Genomic DNA, 17,507 nt, shown 5'->3' on the forward strand with positions numbered 1-17,507 from the left:
GGCGGCGCGGCACCCGACATCACTCGGCTTCGACCTCGGTGCGATAGACGGTCAAGCCGCGTCGCTGATAGTTGCGTAGGGCATTCGGATGGTCGAACGAGCAGGTGTGCAGCCACACCCTGCGGACAGCCGGGGAGTCCACCGCCGTACTGTCCCAGGCTTGCCGGATGGTCAACGTCAGCGCATGGCCACCGAGACCCCTCCCGACATGTTCCGGCAACAGCCCAAAGGCGGTGATCTCCACATCTCCGCCAGGCTGAGGCTCCACATTGGCAATGCCCACGGTCTCGTCCCTCAGAGTGATGAACCAGTACTGGCGCAGCGGACGACACCGCACCAACTCCTGCCACTCGTCGTTCGTGCGGGACGCACTGCGCCACCCGTAGGGGGATCCGACCTGAGCATTGGTGGCACGCACGAGCGGCTGGCCACCGTCGACGCGCCGCAGGAGGAGTTCCGGCACGACCTTCCCAGGTCGCAGGTCCTTGGCGTCGTTCATCTCCAGGTAGGTGACAACCTTTACCATCCCGGCAGGCTACCCATCGTCTCGGACAGACCCAACACAAGCAATTCCGAGGTACGGCCGCCTAGTGGGCTCGCCGGCCCGGAGCGCGCGAGCCGTATGCCGGGCCGAACACCACAAGCAGCGCCAGGTCCTCGGTCACGTCGACGAACCGGTGCTCCTCCCCGGCCGGCACGAAGATCACCGAACCCGGCCCCACCTCGGCCGTGCCGTCCGGGGTCACGATCCGGGCCCGCCCCGCGGTGACCACGTAGATCTCATCCTCGGTGTGCGGGCTCTGGTCGTCGAGACCGCCGGCCGGGATGCAGTACGTACCCACCGACAGGTCCGGCGTTCTCAGCTGCTCGACCCAGTCGTTGGCGGCGCCGGCGGGTGCGGTCCACCGCCCTGCGCCTTCGATGATCAGCATGGCGGAAGCATTCCCTTCATGGTGCGGGCCATCGTCGACGACACCGCGGCCAGTTCGGGCTGCGCGGGCAGAAACACGGTGGGGACCCCCAACGTCTGGTTCATCGCGGCGAGCTCATACTCGGCCCGCAGGTCGGTCCTGTTCCGTACACCACGGACTATTACTCCGATGTCGTGGCGTCGGCAGTAGGTGGAGGTCAGCCCACTCCATGCCGCAACGGTGACGGAGGTCCACTCGGCCGGCAGAATTGCGCGGACCGCAGCCGCTCGTTCCTCCTCGCCGAGTCCCGGATGTTTGGAGCTGTTGACGGCGACGAGCACGACCACCTCGTCGAAGATCAGGCGCGCTCGGTTCACCACGTTCGCATGCCCGGGAGTGAAGGGGTCGAAGCTGCCGGGGTAGGCGGCTCGTACGGGTGCGCGACCGTCAGTCACTGTGCAGTACCCGCTGCGCATCGAGGATGACCTGCTCACTGGCCAGTGCGGCCCAGGAGGCGAACAGTTCCCGGAAGTAGGCGCCGTGCCGGCCCGCCACGGCCGGATCCTGCTCGATGACGTCCAGTTCGTTGACGATGCTCAGGTCCACGAGAGACCGCAGTTGAGCCGGATCCGGCGTTCGCACCTGACCTGTGAAGCGGTCGAACACCTGGCCGGTCCTGGCCAGCGCCCGCCAGCTACGCCCACGGTCGCAGGCGCCGTACAGATAGACGAGCTGCTCGGCGTCCGCGCCGACGAGATCCCGCAACACCGCGCGGTCGGCCGGATCAAGCAGAGCGCGATCGAAGCCGTCGGTGCCGTAGGCGGCGTGGGTGAGGCCCGCCGCCTGCACGTCGCTGCCGCAGCCGAGCACGGTCAGGCGTTCGTTGACCCGACACAGGTGGGCGTACAGGTTGCCGCCGGGATGCGCGATCTGCTCTGCTCCCTGCCGGCGGAGCCAGACCCGTACGCCGTCGTCGGTGCTCATGGCCCGACTGTAGGGATTGGCGGTCGGATTCGTCAGCCCTGGGTCACGCCAATGACGATTACGGTGACGTTGTCGTGCCCACCGTGGTCGATCGCCAGGGCCACGAGTCGGTCGGAGATCTCGCCGGGCTCGCCCTGGGAGTCGAGCGCAGCTCGTATCTGCTCGTGTGGCACGTACGAACTCAGTCCGTCAGAACACAACAGGACCCGGTCGCCGGGTTGAAGCTGGAGAGGCGTCAGGTCGGCCGACCGGCCGTCGTCCCGTCCGTCGAGGAAGCGCGCCAGCTTCTCGGGGAGGTCGGGCACCTCGTCAGCGCCGGCAATGAGATGTTTGTAGGTGTGATCCTCGCTGATCTGGACCAGGGCATTGTCATGGGAGCCGTGGCGTCGGATCAGGTAGGCGCGGGAGTCCCCAACGTTCGCCACGACCGCATGACTGCCAGAGCGCAGCAGAGCGACAAATGTCGTTCCCATCCCCGCCAGCTTCGGATCCTCGCGGACTTTCCGGCGTAACGCCTCACTCGCTTCGCGGATGGCCCGTCCCAGGAAGTCAGCAAGATCCTCCGGATCCACTGCGCGGTCGTACGCCTGTACGGCGGCGATGGCTGTGCTGCTCGCGACATCACCGGCGACATGGCCGCCGAGACCGTCCGCAACGACGTAGAGCCATTGTCCTTGGCTGTGGGAGTCCTCGTTCCGTTTGCGAACGAGGCCCTGGTGCGTCCGGCTGGCGGCTTCGATGCTGAGGGCCACGGTCATGACCCTTCTCTCGGCCCGGCGTCGGGCCACGGCTCCTTGGCGTTCGTGTCGCGGTGCAGGACGTGGACCGTTTCGACTCGGTCGCTCGCCACGACGTATTCGGTCACCTCGACAGGCTTCTTGTCGCCTCCCGAGGTGCCGACCCGCACGATCTCCAGGACCGGCAGGTTGGTGGGGATCTCCAGGAGGGTCGCTTCGTCTCTGCTGGGCATCCGGGCGCGATGAATCTCCATCCAACTGATGGGCCAGTGGCCGGCGTTCTCGATGTGGTGCAGCCACTCGCCAGCCGCCGGGCTCGCATCCAGGTCGGCGACGATGGCAGCGACGCGTGGGTGAATCCACGAGACGTTGATCTGGAATGGGGCCTCGGACGCTGGCCCGGTAACCCGAAACCGGCGAAGCACTTCGGTCCCGGGCTCCACGCCAAGCAGTTTGGCGATGCGGGGATCATCCAGCGTGGCCGGCGCGTTGATGGCCGTTCCGTGGCGAACCCATACCTCCTGGCTGCTCGCCGAAGGAAACGAGTAGCCGGTTGCCTGCTCGTTGCGCTTGACGAGATCGCCGCGGGGTCGGCGTGGCCGCATCGTGCCGTATCGAACGGCAATGCCCCGACCCTGGACGGCCCACACGTAGCCCTCGGTCTCCAGGAGGGCGATGGCTCGGCCGACGGTGTCGCGGTTGGCGTCGTACTCGGCCGCGAGATCGTTGAGGGTCGGAAGCCGCGCACCCGGCTCCCATTCTCCAGCTTCGATCCGCTCTCGGATCATGGACGCGATGTTCAGGTAGCGCGAGTGCACCGGCACGTCCACGCCCTTCCCGGTTGTCCCAAGACAATCCTTGACTCTGGCTCAGATTGTCCCCCCACTATCTCGGAGAGATTGTCCCCACACAATGTGGTGCCGGTGGGGTCTAAGGGCCGGGTCACCCGACGAGACCACTGCGCCGGGGTTCCTTCGGAGGAGGGTGTCCATGACTGGAAAATGTGGCGAGCCAGAAGAGCTGCGTCCCGCGAGCAAGCCGTCGATGCCGGAGATCCCGCCGGTCGTCGTGGCGGAAGTGCCGCAGGTCTTCGTTCTTCTCAGGGATGAGGAGCTTGTCGGATACCTGTTCGATCTTCCTTCGGGCGCGATGGCCATCCTGGACGGTACGGGGGAGACCTTCCGATCGGACACCCTGGAGGACTTCACCAGGTTCTTCTGCCCCTTACTGGATCTGGACATCGCGAAGGTCAGGCAAGACCTCTGACCGGCACCGCCCGCCGTCGTCGACGACACGTCGGCGGTGGGCTGCGTCCTCCGCAGCTACCTGTCGTACCTGCCACCGTCCATCCGGAGGGTGGCGCCGGTCAGGTACCCGGAGATTGGGCTGGCGAGGTAGGCGACGAGGTCGGCGTACTCGCGGGGCTCTCCGATGCGGCCGACGTCGGTGCCGGCGCGAATCGGCGTGGCGTTGCGCTCCACCTCCTCCCACGTCTCACCCCACCCGTTCTCGCGGCCGAGTTCCAGGAGGTAGTCGCGGGTGGTGGGAACCAGGATGGCGCCGGCCGCGATGGCGTTGGAGGTCACTCCCGTGTGCTTGAGGTCGCGGGACAGCGACCGGGCGAGGTTGAGCCGGGCGGCGTTGCTGGCTGCGTAGTGCGGCTGCCCCGCCGACGGCGTCTCACCGGTCACGCTGCCGATCTGGATGACACGCCCCCACCCCTTGGCCCGCATCGCGGGGACCAGGTGTCGGATCAGGCGGACCGAGCTGAGCACGTTGAGGTTGTACATGTCGGCCCACGCGTCCGCGTCCAGGTCGGACCACCCTGCTTCGGGGTCGTAGCTGCCGGCGTTGTTGACCAGAATGTCCACCTCGCCGGCCTGGCGGGCCACGGCCTCGGCACCGGCATCGGTCGTGAGGTCTCCGATCACGGCCTGCCCGCCCACCTTCCGGGCGGTCTGCTCCGTACGCGCCCGGTCCCGGCCCTGGACGACCACGGCAACGCCTTCGCGGGCCAGGACCGCCGCGATCTCGGCGCCGAGACCGCTGCTCGCGCCGGTAACCAGCGCGCGCTTGCCGGCAAGCTGCAAATCCATGGTCTTCCCCCGTCATTTCCGGAAGCGGCCGGGCCGTTGCTCGGCGCTGCCATGGACTGTGACCCGTAAATAATGGACCAGCAAGTCCAGAAACGGTCGCCGACAAGCCGCGCGCAGTCGGAGGGTTCGCCTGTCGGCGCCCCTCGCGAGCTTGGTCGAACGGCGGGACGGTTCGCGGTGATATCGATCGAGATGAGGTCGCGTGAGGACCTGGCTGGCCCGGGAAACGGGCCGTCAAGCTGGTCGCTACGGCGGCGCCGGGTGGTTAAGGAATTCGCCGACCCTCGATCGACCTACGATCGACTGACCGAATTGGTTAACAACGTAGATCTTGGACAGTTTCCGTTAGGCGGGAACGGAAACTGTCCAAGATCTGTGTCCCGGCTTCCCGATCAACGCCGTGGAACAGATCGTCTGGGCGCACCACCGCATGTGTGGCGCCGATCCGCTGGATCGCGGCGACTCCGGCAAGGAGCCAGTCGTGGTAGAAGTTGGTGTTTTGGAAAGACCAGCACTCCGAAGCGGGACGCGTCCTCGGTGGGTACGGAGGGCCGGTGGTGAGCATGCGCGATGGCGGGATGCCTCGTTCGCGCGGTGGTCCGCGAACCCTGGCCGGTCGTACACCTCGTTCCACGCGCCACCGTCGTTCGTGCCCCCTCGCGACCGAGGAGTCCACAAGTGAACGTCGGCCTGGCGACGAGCGCCGGTGGGGCCGGTCGGCCGAACGAGGACTTCGTCGGTGCCGTCCCGGGCGCCGTCGTGCTGCTGGACGGCGCCGGCATTCCGGGAGCCGAGAGGCTCTGCGCGCACGGAGTCGCCTGGTACACCCACCGTCTCGGGGGCACGCTGCTCGGCGGCCTGTCGCGAAACGACGGACGGGATCTCGCGGGCATCCTCGCCGCCGCCATCGGCGAGATCGCCGCCGCGCACAGCGCCACCTGCGACATCGCGGACCCCAGCAGCCCGCAGGCCACCGTCCTGATGGTCCGCGCCCACCGGGGACGCCTGGAGCATCTGCTGCTCGCGGACTCGCTCCTGATCCTCGACCAGGTCGGCGGCGGCCCGCAGGTGGTCACCGACGAGCGCGAGGTGATCGCCAGGCGGGAGTGTTCAGCGCCGCTGAACGGCGTCACACCCGGAACTGCGGAGTACGACCGCATCCGCGCCTCCTGCGCCACCGCGCTACGCGCTCGCCGCAACCAGCCGGGCGGCTACTGGATCGCCAAGGACGACCCGCGCGCCGCACGGGAGGCGATCACCGGCAGCCTCGCCCTTGACGACCTGAACGGCGTCGCATTGCTCAGCAACGGCGCCAGCCGGATCGTCACCCCCTACGGCCTGACCGACTGGCCCGGCGTACTGGAACTGCTCACCGCCCACGGCCCGTCCGGTGTCATCGACCGCGTCCGGCAGGCCGAAGCCCAGATGGGCGGTGGCCCCGACACTCAGGTCGCCGACGATGCCACGGTGGCCCACTGCACGGATCTGGCACGCCACCGAGGGTGAACCAGCTCAGACGGCCGAGGGGACAGCGGGCGCCCGCCGGTCGATGACAAGATCGGCCGATGCGCGTTCTCTTCGACGGCACGGCTCCGGTGGCGTACGGGCAGATCTACGTGACGAGTCGTGAACTGCCGAACATGGAGACGGCGTTCGCCGGGCAGGTGAACGGCCTCTGCGGAGCCGGCTACCCCGGCGCGCTGTTCCTGATGACCGGCACGCACACCGGGCAGGTCCACCTCCGGATCGAGGTGCACGACGGTGAGCCGTCGGCCGCGACGGAAGAGTGGGAAGAGGTCGTGGAGGCGTCGTTTCGGCCGAGGGACGCCGCGGTTGACCTGGTCCCCTGGGGCGAAGGTTCACTCGCCCGGCTGCGGCTGATCCCCGAAGATCAGGACACCCGCCGGCTACCGGCCTACCGCGTGCGGTACTGCGCCACGGGCATGGAGGCGGGGAGTGACCCGTTCGGCGGGCTCGACCCCGATGAGCTGGACGACGGCGACTGCACCTACATGGATCGGCGTCCGGACCGCTACCTGCTGTGCTTGTGGCCGGCGGACTCGACGTTCGACGACCCGAGCGACGCCGTGACGCGTACCGACGCGATCCTTAGCCAGACCAGCAGGGCCGCCGCCTACTGGCACGGCTGGGCGGCCGGGTTGCCGCCCGCGCCGACCCTGTGGGAGCAGGTCGAAGCCGAGCAGCTCAGACGGTTGGAGCGAGCGCGTCGCGACGAGGAGTACCGCAGGCGCGACGAGCTGCGGCGCTGGGGCGGTCGTCTGCCGAGTGAGCGGCTCCGACAGGTTCGTGGCAATATTCACGGCCTCGTCCTGCTGGACCGGGACCTGGTCGACGGGGTGGCCGAGGCCGGCGCCGCCGTGCAGCGGCAGATCGCGACCTGGGCGGCACGGCAGGCGTTCACCGTCGCCGGCGTCGCGGACCTCGACTGGATGGCACCGGCGTGGGCGGCCCTGGATGACGGGATGCCGCTGCCCGCGGAGTTCGCCGACCCCAGAGCGCTGTGGACACGGATCCGGGGCGAGCCACCCGTCACGTACTCCGTCGTCTCGGTGCGCCCGGCGGGTTTCGGCCCGGCTGATCCGCTCGGCGCGGTTCTCGACGCTCCGGTGAACCCGGTCGCGATGGCGCTGCCGGCACTCGTGGCCGCCGGCGAGCCGGACCCGCTGCAGGCCGCGTTGGAGGCGCTCTGGGCGGCGGTCAGCACCTACGCCGCGCGGCGCAACGAGTTCCTGACGGACGTGCGCGGTGCCTTTCCCGTCATCGACATCGACCGAGCAGAAGGAAACCTGGCATGAGCAGCCCACGCGAAACCTTCCTCCGACTGGTGAACGGGGTCTGCGACGGCCCGTACGAGGACCTGGCCGATCTGTACGCCGAACAGACCCATGTCACCCATCCGTTCCACCCGCTCAACCCGCCGCCGCTGCGTAGCCGCAGCGAACTGCACGCGCACTTCACCGCGTCGCCTCCGGTCGACCGGACGCTGAACCGGAAGCCGGTCGGCGTGACGATTCACGAAACGGCGGACCCGGAGGTGATTGTCGCCGAGTTCGCCTATCAGGGGCGGGTCGCCGAGACGGGTGAGGCATTCACGGTGCCATGCGTCTTCGTGATGCGTATCCGCGATGGGCTCATCATCGAGTCCCGCGACTACATCGACCACGTCGCCAGCGCGCGGGCCTGGGGTCAACTCGACAGTCTGCTGACCGCGCTCCGTCCGCAGGGGAGCACCACCAGCGAGGACGCGGCCCGCCCCTGATTCGCGCCCGACGCCCTGCGCACCCACCTGCCGCCGACCGCGCCGCCATGATGAGATCGAGGTCCGACAGTCTGCCGGTCGGGGTGGGCGCCTACAGGCTCCCGGACTCCGGCCAGTGGGACCAGTGCGTGTTGGGTGGCAGGGCTGGTGCGTACCGACTCGCGTCCCCCGTCACCAGCACGTCGGCGAGCTGGCGGAACGTCCTCGACTCACTGGGAAGGGCGTTCTGGGCGAAGTCCGGGTGGTGCCACTGATCCAACCGCAGGACCTCCGGGAGGTCGGCCGGGATCCGCCGCCGCAGCTCGACGTCGTCGGCCAGCAGCAACTCCCGGTGTTCCGGAACGAGCCGGCGAAGCACGTCGACCAGTTCCTCGCCCGGCTCGGCTGCCACGGGGATCAGCCGGCCTCGTACGGCAATCGGGTTGCCGCAGTAGATCTCGGGCTCGTCGATGTCCTCGATCTCGTCCCAGTTGTCGACCCGATCGAGGAAGTCCACGTTGCCGTGGCCCGGCTGCCCCTCGGTGAGACAGTTGCCGAAGACATACAGGACGTTGACGAGGTTGCCGGCCCTGGGCGAGTAACCAACCGCCTCGACGATGAGCGCCCACCGCTGCGCGTCGCGGTAGGCGTGCAGCCGTGCATCCACCGCGTAGTAGTAGCCGTGGCCCAGGTCCGGGAACCGGAAGTCACCGGCTGCGGCGTCGAGCTGGTCGAGGATCTCGCCGGAGCGCATGGTCGCGCAGTCTAGCCGCGGACTCTCCAGCATGATCGGGCGCGCGCTCTGACGCGAAGCAAGATCATGTCTTCGGTGTGAGCCGGCCGTTGGGCATGTGCACCACCCGGAGGAAGGCGGGCAGCCGCCACGGCCTCGGCCCGCCGATGACGACGTCGCGCCGCAGCACCGCCTGAGCGATGCTGATCCGGCCGAACATCATCAGGTTGAACCGGGCGGGCCGGAACCGCACGCGCACGTCGAACGGGCCGTCGGGCGGCGCGATCCACACCCTGCGGTCACCAAGCGTCAGCGTCGTGGTCGGCGTGAACCGCGAGCGGAACTGCACCGACACGTGGTGGCGAGGCATCGGCAGCGCGGTGTTGAGCAGCACCCCGTACGAGTCACGCAGCATGTCGAACATGAACAGGTCCCAGTAGAGCGCGACGTGCGCGTCCGGCATCGACCACGGCCGGCGCAGCGCCCGCGCGATGTCCCAGCCGTGTACGAGTAGCTCGTTTGTCAGATGGGCGAACAGACCGCCGACCGTCACCCGTGCGTTGCCCAGCCAACTCACCGTCGACCGCGGATCGGCGGTCGTGGCCAGGAGGCGGGCGACCGCGGCATTGAGCTGCGACAGCAGGACCTCCGGATCGCGCTCGGTGAAGTGGGCGAGCACGTGGTTGTTGACGTCGGCGACCGTGTCGACGTTCGTGACGGCGAGCATGTCGTCCAGGTCCGGGACTCGGATGGCGATCTCGCCGCCCTCCAGTCTGGACACGTACAGCACCGCGAGCGAGACCACGTGCGCGACGGTGTCGGCCAGGGTCCAGTCGGCGGTGACCTTGACCGTTGACGAGGGCGCCGTGCCCACCATGGCGGTGAACCGGTCGGCAGCCGTCCGGAGTGCCGTGTTGGCCAGACTCCAGCGGTCCGGGCCCGCCGTCTCACTCACGTCGAGCAGTATGGTGCATTCGCTCCGCCGGGGGCTACATCCAACGTGCGCTCGTTCGGTACGGCAGCAGAGCCGGTGGAACCGCTCACCCGGGTTCCTCGATGGTGGTGCCGGTACGTGCCGCCCGCGCGGCGCCCCAGTCGTAGAGGGCCCGCAACACCGGGGCCAGACTGAGGCCCTCCTCGGTCAGTCGGTACTCCACGTGCGGTGGCGTCGTCCCGTGGTCGTGTCGCAGGATCAGCCCGTCGGCCTCCAGCTCGCGCAGCCGCTGGGTCAGCATCTTCTCGCTGACGTCGGGCATCCGGCGGCGCAGCTCGCCATATCGGTGCACGCCCTCCTTGAGGTGGGCCAGGATCACCGGTCGCCACTTGCCGCCGATGACGTCGACGGCGTACTCCACCGGGCAGTGGTAGCGCTTGGCCATCGTGGCCCCCTCCGGTACACACCGAATGGTACGCACCAGATGGTGCGTACTTGATCATCGTTCACGCGGGTGTTGGGCTGTACCCATGGTCATCGAGTACATCAGGTACCGCGTGCCGCCGGCGCGGCTGGAGGGGTTCGAGGCGGCGTACGAGCGGGCCGCTGCCGCGCTGCGTGCGGCGCCGGAGTGCGTGGACTACGAGTTGAGCCGTTGCCTGGACGACACCGCCTGTCACCTGCTGCGCATCACCTGGACTTCTGTGGACGGGCACCTGCACGGGTTCCGGGGCGGCCCGGTGTTCGGGCAGTTCTTCGCCGCGATCAGGCCGTACGTCGAGGACATCGAGGAGATGCGGCACTACGCCCGAACCTCGGTCGCCGGCCCCGGTGGCGCCGCGCCCCCGAGCCTGTACGAGTGGGCCGGTGGCACCGATGCGTTCACGAAGCTGTGCGACGCGTTCTATCGTCTGGTCCGCTCGGACGACCTCCTCGCCCCGATGTTCGCCCGCATGGATCCCGACCACGCCCAGTACGTGGCGGTCTGGCTCGCCGAGGTCTTCGGGGGGCCGGCTGCCTACACCACCGAGCGCGGCGGCTACCGCCACATGGTCGGCAAGCACCTGGGCAGGGCGATCAGCGAGGCACAGCGTCGACGGTGGGTCAACCTCATGATGGATGCCGCCGACGAGGTCGGCCTGCCCGACGATCCGGAGTTCCGGGCCGCCTTCACCAGCTACCTCGAGTGGGGCACGCGGCTGGCCGTACACAATTCGCAGCCGGACGCGGACCCGGTCCGGCAGGCGCCCGTACCGCGTTGGGGTTGGGGTGTGGCCCCGCCCTACCTGAGCCCGCAGCCCTCCTGAGCGCGTGCCCGCGTCGGCGGGCGGATGCCGTCCCGCCGCGTGATCCACTCGGCTTCCGTGAAACCGGTCCATCCCCGGTCATCGGACACCCCGACTTCCTGGAAGCCGAGTGGATCTCGACGGACCGGCGCGGAGGCGGCGGCCCGCCGAGCGGGCCCACTCGGTTGCCTCCTCCTTCGAGGCGACATCGAGAAGGAAGTAGCCCCCGAACAGTTCCTTGGTCTCGCCGTACGGCCCGTCCGTGACCACCGGGACCTCGCCGCCGAAGTCGACCACGACACCCCGGGCCGGATCGTCAAGCCCTTCGGCCGCGAGGAGGACGCCGGCAGTGACCATCTCCTCGATGAACGTGCGGGTCGTGGCCATCGCCTCGTCGATCGAGGCCATCATGGCGGCGTTCGACTCGTCGGTGCCTCGCATGATCAGCATGTACGTCGACATCGCGTTCTCCTCATTCGGCGGGCCGCCTCTCGACCCGCGCACCCACCCGTCGAACGGGCGGCCGGCGCATCGACACGGCCCGGCAAAAATCTCTCGTCGCGACACCGCCGACGCGCGCCCCACGGCGTGGGCCAACGCTGCCACCGGCCGACCCGAACACGCATTGTCGCAGCTCGGCTGCGCGTTCAGCCCGCGCCCATGTCCGCAGCCCGGCGCTCGTCCGGGGTCGGTGCCGGCTCGATGCTGGCGGCGGCGCGGCGGGCCCGTCCCGGCGCGCGACGCCAGCGATACTGTGGCCGTGAAGTACGTGTCCAGAGTGCCGCGACCGCCGCTGGACCTGCTGATCGACGACCTTTACTACCTGGAGGGTGCGCCGCCGTACGCCCGGTTGACGCTGCCGCCGATGCCGGCGGCGCTGCTCATCGTCAACCTCGGGGCGCCGTTTCGCATTCGCGCCGGCACCGACATCGAGGCGGCCGAGTACGCCGACGGCTGCGTGGTCACCACGCTGGCCGCTGCCGACCGATTGATTTCGTACAAGAGCGACAGCGCACGAAACCCTAATCTGAGGGCATTCCCCCAGCAGAGGAGCACCCATGGGCACAGTGGTCATGTACAGCTCGGTGTCGGTTGACGGCTTCATCGCGGACGAGAACGACCAACCCGGCCCGCTGTTCGACTGGTTGCTCGGCGGTGACGTGCCGTTGGATTCCAGCGGCCAGTTGACGGTGTCACAGACGTCCTACGACTACACCCGGCCGTACTGGGACCAGATCGGGGCGACGATCGTCGGTCGCCACGTCTTCGACCTGACGGACGGCTGGGACGGGAAGCCGCCGGGCGGCGTCGACCACGTGGTCGTCGTGACGCGCCGGCCGGCGCCCGAGGGCTGGAACCCGGAGGCGCCGTTTCACTTCGTCGACGGCGTCGAGGCGGCAGTGGCCACGGCGCAGGAGCTCGCGGGTGACCGCATCGTCGAGGTCGCCGCCGGCGACGTCGGTGGCCAGGTGTTTGCCGCGGGCCTGGTCGACGAGGTGCGGATGGACGTCGTACCCGTCGTGTTCGGGTCCGGCAAGCGCTACTTCGGGTCGGTCCGCGCGCAGCACCTGTTGGAGGATCCGGACGCGGTGCTTCCGGGCAATCGGGTCATCCACCTGCGCTATCGGGTGCGCCCTCAACTCTGAGGAGCAAGGGGCGGCGCCCAGGACGGTCGCCAGGTTGTCGCGGGCAGCGGCGCCAGGCTCGCGCAGTGGTCGATGACCGCCCGCAACCCCGGGTGCGGGTTCGCTCGCGGCAGGATGAGCGAGAGCGGGTACGCGAGCGTCGGCTCCACGATCGGGATGCGACGCAGGTCGTGGTTCGTCGGCCAGATGTACCTGTCGCGTGAGCCGACCAGGGTTGCCACGTCGGCGGAGTCCGCCAGGATGTCGAGGAGCACCTCGTCGCCGAAGTGCGGGCCCGCGGCGTCGACGCGCAGGTCGAAGTCGGTGACGAGTTGGTCGTAGAAGTCCGCCCACTCGCTGCCTGGTGCGATGCCCGGCACCCAGATCCGGTGCCCGCGCAGCTGCGACGGTGTCAGGGTTCGCGCGGAGGCGAGAGGGTGTCGCGGGCCGACGAGGAGTTCCGTCGGGGAGTCGAACGCATGGATCATCCGCACGTCGCGCGGCAGCGTGGCCGGGTCGGTGACCGAGCGGAACGAGGCGTCGACGTCGCCGGCCTGGACGGCGGCGACCGCCGCGCGCGGGTCGGTGACCCGCAGGGTCACCACGTCGAGTGTGGTCTCCGGATGTGACCGCCAGTAGTCGTGCAGGACGACTGCCTGCGCGGACCGCAGGCCGAGAACGTCGATCCGCAGGGCCCGCGAGCCCGGTCTGATCGCGGCGAGGGCGCGGTCCACCCCGGCCACGACGCTTCGGGCGTGCGGGAGGAACGCCTGGCCGTCGAGCGTGAGCTCGACCCCTCGGGGAGTACGCGTGAACAACCGCACGTCGAGCGTGCGCTCAAGAGCCGCGATCCGCTTCGACACGGCCTGCTGCGTCACGCCCAGCTCCTCGGCAGCGAGCTGCAACTGGCCGAACTCGGCCGCCCGGACGAACGATCGCACCGCCTCGGTATCCACCGCATCATTATCCACCCGTACAACCGATGGTTGTGACACGACCAAGCGTCGGTTGTTTGCGCCCAGGTCGCCGACGCTGGTGTGCTGCCCGGACCCGAACGTCGGGTGCCACGAGGGGGGCGGATGCGCGCGCGGTTGGGGTCCAGCTTCGGTTGGCTGTGGTCGGCCTACGCCGTCAGCACATACGGCACGTGGTTCGCCTTCGGCGCGTTCCCGCTGATCGCCGTCCGCGTGCTGCACTCGCCGGCGTTCGCCGTGTCGATCCTGGCGGCGGCCGGGCCCGCCGTCGCGGCAGTCGTGGCGTTCTCGCTCGGGCCGTGGGTCGAGCACCGGGCGAAGCGGCCGGTGCTTGTCGCCATGGACCTGATCCGGTTCGTGGCCATGGCGAGTGTCCCGCTCGCGTACGCCCTCGGTCTGCTGTCCTACGGCCAGCTGCTTGTCGTCTCGGTCATCTCCGGGACCGCGAGCATCGCCTTCACCGCCGCGACCGGCGCGTACCTCAAGTATCTGGTCCGTGGCGATCACCTGCTGGTGGCGAACGGGCGGTTCGAGGCCACGAGCTGGACGGCGACCGCTGTGGGCCCACCCCTCGGCGGCGCGCTCGTCGGGCTGCTCGGCCCGGTCGTCACCGTCGCGGCCGACGCCCTCAGCTACCTGCTGTCGGCGCTCGCGGTCCTGCGCATCCACGGCGGCGACGTCGCGTCACCCCGGGACCGGACCGGCCGGCTGCGTGCCGCCGACCTTCTGGTCGGCTGGCGGTTCATCCTCCACGACAGTGTCCTGCGAGGGCTGTTCCTCAACTCGATCCTGGTTGGCGGCCTCATCATGGCCACCGCGCCGCTGCTGGCCGTCCTCCTGCTGGACCAGTACCACTTCCCGGCCTGGCAGTACGGTCTCGCCTTCGGCGTCCCGGCGCTCGGCGGCCTGGTGGGCGCCCGCGTGTCCGCGCGCCTGGCGGCCCGCCACGGCCGGCACCGGGTCATGACGGTCTCCGGGTGGCTGCGCTCGCTCTTTCCCCTCGGTCTCGCGTTCGTCCAGCCCGGCATCCCCGGCCTCGTCACCGTGATCGTCGTCGAGAGCCTGCTGATCACCTGCGTGGGTGTCTTCAACCCGATCTACGCGACCGAACGACTGCACCGCATTCCGCTGGGCCACACCGCCCGCGTCCTGAGCACGTGGAGTGCCGTCGGCAGGCTCGTCCAGGCGGCCCTGGTGGTGATCTGGGGCGTCCTCGCGACAGTCACCAGCCCTCTCGCGGCGATCACCATCTCCGGCGTGCTCCTGCTCGCCACCCCGCTCCTGCTGCCCGGGCGGACACCGTCGCCGGCCACCGAGCCCGCCGCAGCCGGCGGAGACGTCCAGGTCGGATGACTGGCCAGCCATCTTTATATTTCAAATTGTCGATGTTAACGTTAACTTAACGGCATCGTCTTCCGGTCGGCATGATCTTCGGCGGACGCCCGGTGGATCGGAGGACGCTTATGACCACATCCGGCAGGATCCTTGGCGTGCGCTCGGTGGCGGTGGTGACGGGATGCGCTCTCGCCGCCACCGTCCCGATGGCTTCTGCCGCGTCCGCGTCCGCCACCATCACCGTGGCCGCCGACGGCAGCGGCACCTACACGACCGTGCAGGCGGCGATCGACAGCGTCGCGGCGAACAACAGCATCCCGGTCACCATCACCATCAAACCCGGCACCTACGGGGGCGTGGTCACCATTCCCGCCAACAAGCCCCACCTCACGTTGGCCGGCGCCGGCGGCTCCGCCGCACAGGTGGTGATCGTCGAAGGGCACGCGTCCGGCCAGACCAAGCCCGGTGGCGGCACGTACGGCACGTCCGGCAGCGCCTCGGTGTTCGTCAACGCCAACGACACCACGATCAGCAATCTGACCATGTCGAACGACTTCAACGAGGCCGCCAACACCCTCGACGCCGAGCAGGCAGTCGCCGTCAACACCTCCGGCGACCGGGTGCAGTTCGACAACGTCCGCATCCTCGGCAACCAGGACACGCTGCTGGTCAACGCGCCAAGCGTCAGCTCGGTCCGGCGTCTCTACGTCCGTAACTCCTACGTGGAGGGTGACGTCGACTTCATCTTCGGGCGGGGCACCATGGTCTTCCAGAACGGCACCGTGCACTCGCTCACCCGGGGCTCGTCGTCGAACAACGGCTACATCACCGCCGCGGCCACCGACATCAACAACAGGTACGGCTTCCTGTTCTGGGGAACCACACTGACCAGCAATGCTCCCGCCAGGACCGTCTATCTGGGCCGCCCCTGGCACCCCAGCGGGGACGTCAACGCCCGCGGCCAGGTCCTCTACCGGGGCGTCACGATGGGCGCACACATCCGCACCGACCCCTGGACCGACATGTCCGGCTTCTCGTGGAGGACCGCCCGGTTCGCCGAGTACGGCAGCACCGGCGCCGGCGCCGTCATCAACGCCAACCGGCCCCAGATGAGCGCCTCCACCGCCACCCAGTACACACCCACCGCCTATCTGGCGGGTAACGACGGCTGGAACCCCATCCGATGACGAAGATCCGTTCCCTGCGTACCGCGGCCCTCGTCGCCGTCACCGCCGGGGTGCTCGCCGCAGGTCTACCGGTCCTCAGCGCCGAGGCCGCGGTCGGTGACGGCACGCCCGCCGACTCGAACATCAGCTTCGTCGGCAGGTGGAACAGGGCGAACGCCTCGGCGTACGTGCCGTACTGGGCCGGCGCGTACCTGCGGGTCGGCTTCACCGGCAAGACGGTGAAGCTCCGGCAGCGCAACACCATCCAGCTGTGGGCCAGCATCGACGGCAGGGCGTTCACGTCCTTCACCGGCTCCGGCACGATCAACTTGACGCCGACCGCGTTGGCGGCCGGCAACCACACGTTGATCGTCAGTTACCGGCAGGTGGCCGGCTCCTACACCGGCGACGCGGTCTTCCAGGGGCTGATCCTGGATTCGGGCGCGGGCACGTTCAAGCCGCCGGCCCGCCCCAAGCTTGTCGAGTTCGTCGGCGACTCGATCACCGCAGGCGCCACGAGCAGTCAGCTCGCCGTGACCGACTACGCCTTCAAGGTCGGTGAGAGGCTCGGCTACGACCACACCCAGATCGCGATCGGTGGCATGTGTCTGGCCGAGACGACCGATGGATGCTGGGCGCAGGCGACGCGCTACTGGATGTCCTCCGGTGGTCAGGCCGGCACCGACCAGTGGGACTTCTCCCGCTACACGGCCGACGGCGTGGTGATCAACCTGGGGACCAACGACAAGAGTCACGGCGTGAGCGCGGCGGCCTTCCAGGCGACGTACACCACCTTCCTCACGAAGATCCGGGCCAGGTTTCCGAACGCGAAGCTCTTCGCCATGCGGACGTTCATCGGTCGCTACGGGACCGAGACGGAGGCGGCGGTGCGGGCACGCAACGCCGCGGGTGACGCCAACGTGTTCTACGTGGACACCACCGGCTGGCTGCCGTCCGGCGGCCTGAGCGACTCGGTGCACCCGAACGACGCGGGCCACCAGGCCATCACCGACAGGCTGGCCCCGATCCTCAGCGCAGCACTGACCCCGACTCCGCCCCCGACGACTCCGCCTCCGACGACTCCGCCCCCGACGACTCCCGCGCCCACCACTCCCGCGCCGACCACTCCGGCGGGCGGGGGCTGTGCGGTCGCTTACCGCAAGACCGGTGACTGGGGTACGGGTGCCCAGTTCGACGTGACCCTCAGCAACACCTCCACCGTCCCGGTCAACGGTTGGACACTGACCTGGACGCTGCCCGGCAGTCAGCGGATCACGCAGTCCTGGAATGCCACGGTCACCCAGGCCGGCGCGGCGGCCACGGCGCTGAACGTCTCCTGGAACGCGGTGATCCCGGCCGCCGGTTCGACCAGCTTCGGATTTGTCACCGACAGCCCACTCGGTGGAGCGACAGGCTTCTCCCTCAACGGCTCCCCGTGTGCCGCCGCCACGTGATGGTGAGCGTCTC

At 69.0% G+C, this 17,507-nt stretch carries 22 protein-coding genes; 10 read left to right on the plus strand and 12 right to left on the minus strand.

The features are described from left to right. Positions 1-19: 19 nt before the first annotated feature. From ACGFIE_RS06590 to ACGFIE_RS06615, 6 genes are all read right to left on the minus strand, one after another. Positions 20-526 carry a GNAT family N-acetyltransferase gene (locus ACGFIE_RS06590; RefSeq protein ID WP_393291762.1) on the minus strand — a complete coding sequence of 169 codons (507 nt, stop codon included), beginning with the start codon at positions 524-526 and terminating at the stop codon, positions 20-22. A 61-nt stretch (positions 527-587) separates the two neighbouring features. Beyond that, complete coding sequence (locus tag ACGFIE_RS06595; RefSeq protein ID WP_393291765.1) at positions 588-932, minus strand: cupin domain-containing protein; 345 nt, start codon at positions 930-932, stop codon at positions 588-590. Next, positions 926-1,366, minus strand: a complete 441-nt coding sequence (coaD, locus tag ACGFIE_RS06600; RefSeq protein ID WP_393291767.1) for a pantetheine-phosphate adenylyltransferase — start codon at positions 1,364-1,366, stop codon at positions 926-928. Before coaD ends, ACGFIE_RS06595 begins: the two co-directional genes overlap by 7 nt. After that, on the minus strand, positions 1,359-1,895 hold the full coding sequence (locus ACGFIE_RS06605; RefSeq protein WP_393291769.1) for a DUF6817 domain-containing protein: 537 nt from the start codon (positions 1,893-1,895) through the stop codon (positions 1,359-1,361). Before ACGFIE_RS06605 ends, coaD begins: the two co-directional genes overlap by 8 nt. Positions 1,896-1,927: 32 nt before the next feature. Next, complete coding sequence (locus ACGFIE_RS06610; RefSeq protein WP_393293187.1) at positions 1,928-2,647, minus strand: PP2C family protein-serine/threonine phosphatase; 720 nt, start codon at positions 2,645-2,647, stop codon at positions 1,928-1,930. A 2-nt stretch (positions 2,648-2,649) separates the two neighbouring features. Further along, a complete protein-coding gene (locus ACGFIE_RS06615) occupies positions 2,650-3,462 on the minus strand; it encodes a GntR family transcriptional regulator (protein WP_393291772.1) in 813 nt (270 codons plus the stop codon). Between the two features lie 160 nt (positions 3,463-3,622). Here ACGFIE_RS06615 and ACGFIE_RS06620 point away from each other — a divergent pair, with 160 nt between their 5' ends. After that, the gene (locus tag ACGFIE_RS06620; RefSeq protein ID WP_393291773.1) at positions 3,623-3,898 is read left to right on the plus strand and encodes a hypothetical protein; all 276 of its coding nucleotides are present in this window, start codon (positions 3,623-3,625) and stop codon (positions 3,896-3,898) included. A 56-nt stretch (positions 3,899-3,954) separates the two neighbouring features. Here ACGFIE_RS06620 and ACGFIE_RS06625 read toward each other — a convergent pair whose 3' ends face one another. Next, on the minus strand, positions 3,955-4,728 hold the full coding sequence (locus ACGFIE_RS06625; RefSeq protein ID WP_393291775.1) for an SDR family NAD(P)-dependent oxidoreductase: 774 nt from the start codon (positions 4,726-4,728) through the stop codon (positions 3,955-3,957). A gap of 678 nt (positions 4,729-5,406) precedes the next feature. Here ACGFIE_RS06625 and ACGFIE_RS06630 point away from each other — a divergent pair. The 3 genes from ACGFIE_RS06630 to ACGFIE_RS06640 are packed head-to-tail and all read left to right on the plus strand — an operon-like array spanning position 5,407 to position 8,008. Continuing rightward, the gene (locus tag ACGFIE_RS06630) at positions 5,407-6,234 is read left to right on the plus strand and encodes a hypothetical protein (RefSeq protein ID WP_393291777.1); all 828 of its coding nucleotides are present in this window, start codon (positions 5,407-5,409) and stop codon (positions 6,232-6,234) included. 59 nt (positions 6,235-6,293) lie between these two features. Then, complete coding sequence (locus tag ACGFIE_RS06635) at positions 6,294-7,544, plus strand: hypothetical protein (protein WP_393291779.1); 1,251 nt, start codon at positions 6,294-6,296, stop codon at positions 7,542-7,544. Next, positions 7,541-8,008 (plus strand): nuclear transport factor 2 family protein, encoded by a 468-nt coding sequence (locus tag ACGFIE_RS06640; RefSeq protein ID WP_393291781.1) that lies wholly within the window; start codon positions 7,541-7,543, stop codon positions 8,006-8,008. The genes ACGFIE_RS06635 and ACGFIE_RS06640 overlap by 4 nt, the downstream gene beginning before the upstream one ends. A gap of 91 nt (positions 8,009-8,099) precedes the next feature. Here ACGFIE_RS06640 and ACGFIE_RS06645 read toward each other — a convergent pair whose 3' ends face one another. The 3 genes from ACGFIE_RS06645 to ACGFIE_RS06655 all read right to left on the minus strand — a co-directional run bounded on the left by ACGFIE_RS06645 (position 8,100) and on the right by ACGFIE_RS06655 (position 10,135). After that, positions 8,100-8,741, minus strand: a complete 642-nt coding sequence (locus tag ACGFIE_RS06645; protein WP_393291783.1) for a DUF7003 family protein — start codon at positions 8,739-8,741, stop codon at positions 8,100-8,102. 64 nt (positions 8,742-8,805) lie between these two features. Beyond that, complete coding sequence (locus ACGFIE_RS06650; RefSeq protein ID WP_393291785.1) at positions 8,806-9,675, minus strand: maleylpyruvate isomerase N-terminal domain-containing protein; 870 nt, start codon at positions 9,673-9,675, stop codon at positions 8,806-8,808. An 85-nt stretch (positions 9,676-9,760) separates the two neighbouring features. Continuing rightward, positions 9,761-10,135, minus strand: a complete 375-nt coding sequence (locus tag ACGFIE_RS06655) for a winged helix-turn-helix transcriptional regulator (protein ID WP_393291787.1) — start codon at positions 10,133-10,135, stop codon at positions 9,761-9,763. A gap of 49 nt (positions 10,136-10,184) precedes the next feature. Here ACGFIE_RS06655 and ACGFIE_RS06660 point away from each other — a divergent pair, with 49 nt between their 5' ends. Further along, a complete protein-coding gene (locus tag ACGFIE_RS06660; RefSeq protein ID WP_393291789.1) occupies positions 10,185-10,961 on the plus strand; it encodes a group II truncated hemoglobin in 777 nt (258 codons plus the stop codon). Between the two features lie 78 nt (positions 10,962-11,039). On the opposite strand, the gene ACGFIE_RS06665 is transcribed toward ACGFIE_RS06660, so the two are convergent. Next, complete coding sequence (locus tag ACGFIE_RS06665; protein ID WP_393291791.1) at positions 11,040-11,402, minus strand: YciI family protein; 363 nt, start codon at positions 11,400-11,402, stop codon at positions 11,040-11,042. 298 nt (positions 11,403-11,700) lie between these two features. On the opposite strand from ACGFIE_RS06665, the gene ACGFIE_RS06670 reads away from it, so the two are divergent. Together ACGFIE_RS06670 and ACGFIE_RS06675 are read left to right on the plus strand one after the other, a co-directional pair. Beyond that, positions 11,701-12,036 (plus strand): hypothetical protein, encoded by a 336-nt coding sequence (locus ACGFIE_RS06670; RefSeq protein ID WP_393291793.1) that lies wholly within the window; start codon positions 11,701-11,703, stop codon positions 12,034-12,036. Beyond that, the gene (locus tag ACGFIE_RS06675; protein WP_393291795.1) at positions 11,999-12,586 is read left to right on the plus strand and encodes a dihydrofolate reductase family protein; all 588 of its coding nucleotides are present in this window, start codon (positions 11,999-12,001) and stop codon (positions 12,584-12,586) included. The genes ACGFIE_RS06670 and ACGFIE_RS06675 overlap by 38 nt, the downstream gene beginning before the upstream one ends. On the opposite strand, the gene ACGFIE_RS06680 is transcribed toward ACGFIE_RS06675, so the two are convergent. Beyond that, entirely contained in the window at positions 12,577-13,521 is a 945-nt protein-coding gene (locus ACGFIE_RS06680; RefSeq protein WP_393291797.1) for a LysR family transcriptional regulator, read from the minus strand. The genes ACGFIE_RS06675 and ACGFIE_RS06680 overlap by 10 nt on opposite strands. A 123-nt stretch (positions 13,522-13,644) precedes the next feature. Between ACGFIE_RS06680 and ACGFIE_RS06685 the strand changes: the two genes are divergently transcribed. The 3 genes from ACGFIE_RS06685 to ACGFIE_RS06695 all read left to right on the plus strand — a co-directional run bounded on the left by ACGFIE_RS06685 (position 13,645) and on the right by ACGFIE_RS06695 (position 17,494). Continuing rightward, the gene (locus ACGFIE_RS06685; RefSeq protein WP_393291799.1) at positions 13,645-14,892 is read left to right on the plus strand and encodes an MFS transporter; all 1,248 of its coding nucleotides are present in this window, start codon (positions 13,645-13,647) and stop codon (positions 14,890-14,892) included. A gap of 137 nt (positions 14,893-15,029) precedes the next feature. Continuing rightward, positions 15,030-16,061 carry a pectinesterase family protein gene (locus ACGFIE_RS06690; protein WP_393291801.1) on the plus strand — a complete coding sequence of 344 codons (1,032 nt, stop codon included), beginning with the start codon at positions 15,030-15,032 and terminating at the stop codon, positions 16,059-16,061. Then, positions 16,058-17,494 (plus strand): cellulose binding domain-containing protein, encoded by a 1,437-nt coding sequence (locus tag ACGFIE_RS06695; RefSeq protein WP_393291803.1) that lies wholly within the window; start codon positions 16,058-16,060, stop codon positions 17,492-17,494. The genes ACGFIE_RS06690 and ACGFIE_RS06695 overlap by 4 nt, the downstream gene beginning before the upstream one ends. Positions 17,495-17,507 lie beyond the last annotated feature (13 nt).

Source organism: Micromonospora sp. NPDC049275 (assembly GCF_043197115.1).
Lineage (GTDB): Bacteria > Actinomycetota > Actinomycetes > Mycobacteriales > Micromonosporaceae > Micromonospora.

What these genes read in the sequence shown, in the direction of transcription:
- ACGFIE_RS06675 (WP_393291795.1), top strand. Translation starts at nt 11,999, where the DNA reads ATGGGCACAGTGGTCATGTACAGCTCGGTGTCGGTTGACGGCTTCATC.
- ACGFIE_RS06695 (WP_393291803.1), top strand. Translation starts at nt 16,058, where the DNA reads ATGACGAAGATCCGTTCCCTGCGTACCGCGGCCCTCGTCGCCGTCACC.
- ACGFIE_RS06635 (WP_393291779.1), top strand. Translation starts at nt 6,294, where the DNA reads ATGCGCGTTCTCTTCGACGGCACGGCTCCGGTGGCGTACGGGCAGATC.
- ACGFIE_RS06645 (WP_393291783.1), bottom strand. Translation starts at nt 8,741, where the DNA reads ATGCGCTCCGGCGAGATCCTCGACCAGCTCGACGCCGCAGCCGGTGAC.
- ACGFIE_RS06660 (WP_393291789.1), top strand. Translation starts at nt 10,185, where the DNA reads ATGGTCATCGAGTACATCAGGTACCGCGTGCCGCCGGCGCGGCTGGAG.
- ACGFIE_RS06620 (WP_393291773.1), top strand. Translation starts at nt 3,623, where the DNA reads ATGACTGGAAAATGTGGCGAGCCAGAAGAGCTGCGTCCCGCGAGCAAG.
- ACGFIE_RS06625 (WP_393291775.1), bottom strand. Translation starts at nt 4,728, where the DNA reads ATGGATTTGCAGCTTGCCGGCAAGCGCGCGCTGGTTACCGGCGCGAGC.
- ACGFIE_RS06605 (WP_393291769.1), bottom strand. Translation starts at nt 1,895, where the DNA reads ATGAGCACCGACGACGGCGTACGGGTCTGGCTCCGCCGGCAGGGAGCA.
- ACGFIE_RS06590 (WP_393291762.1), bottom strand. Translation starts at nt 526, where the DNA reads ATGGTAAAGGTTGTCACCTACCTGGAGATGAACGACGCCAAGGACCTG.
- ACGFIE_RS06665 (WP_393291791.1), bottom strand. Translation starts at nt 11,402, where the DNA reads ATGTCGACGTACATGCTGATCATGCGAGGCACCGACGAGTCGAACGCC.
- ACGFIE_RS06640 (WP_393291781.1), top strand. Translation starts at nt 7,541, where the DNA reads ATGAGCAGCCCACGCGAAACCTTCCTCCGACTGGTGAACGGGGTCTGC.
- ACGFIE_RS06595 (WP_393291765.1), bottom strand. Translation starts at nt 932, where the DNA reads ATGCTGATCATCGAAGGCGCAGGGCGGTGGACCGCACCCGCCGGCGCC.
- ACGFIE_RS06685 (WP_393291799.1), top strand. Translation starts at nt 13,645, where the DNA reads ATGCGCGCGCGGTTGGGGTCCAGCTTCGGTTGGCTGTGGTCGGCCTAC.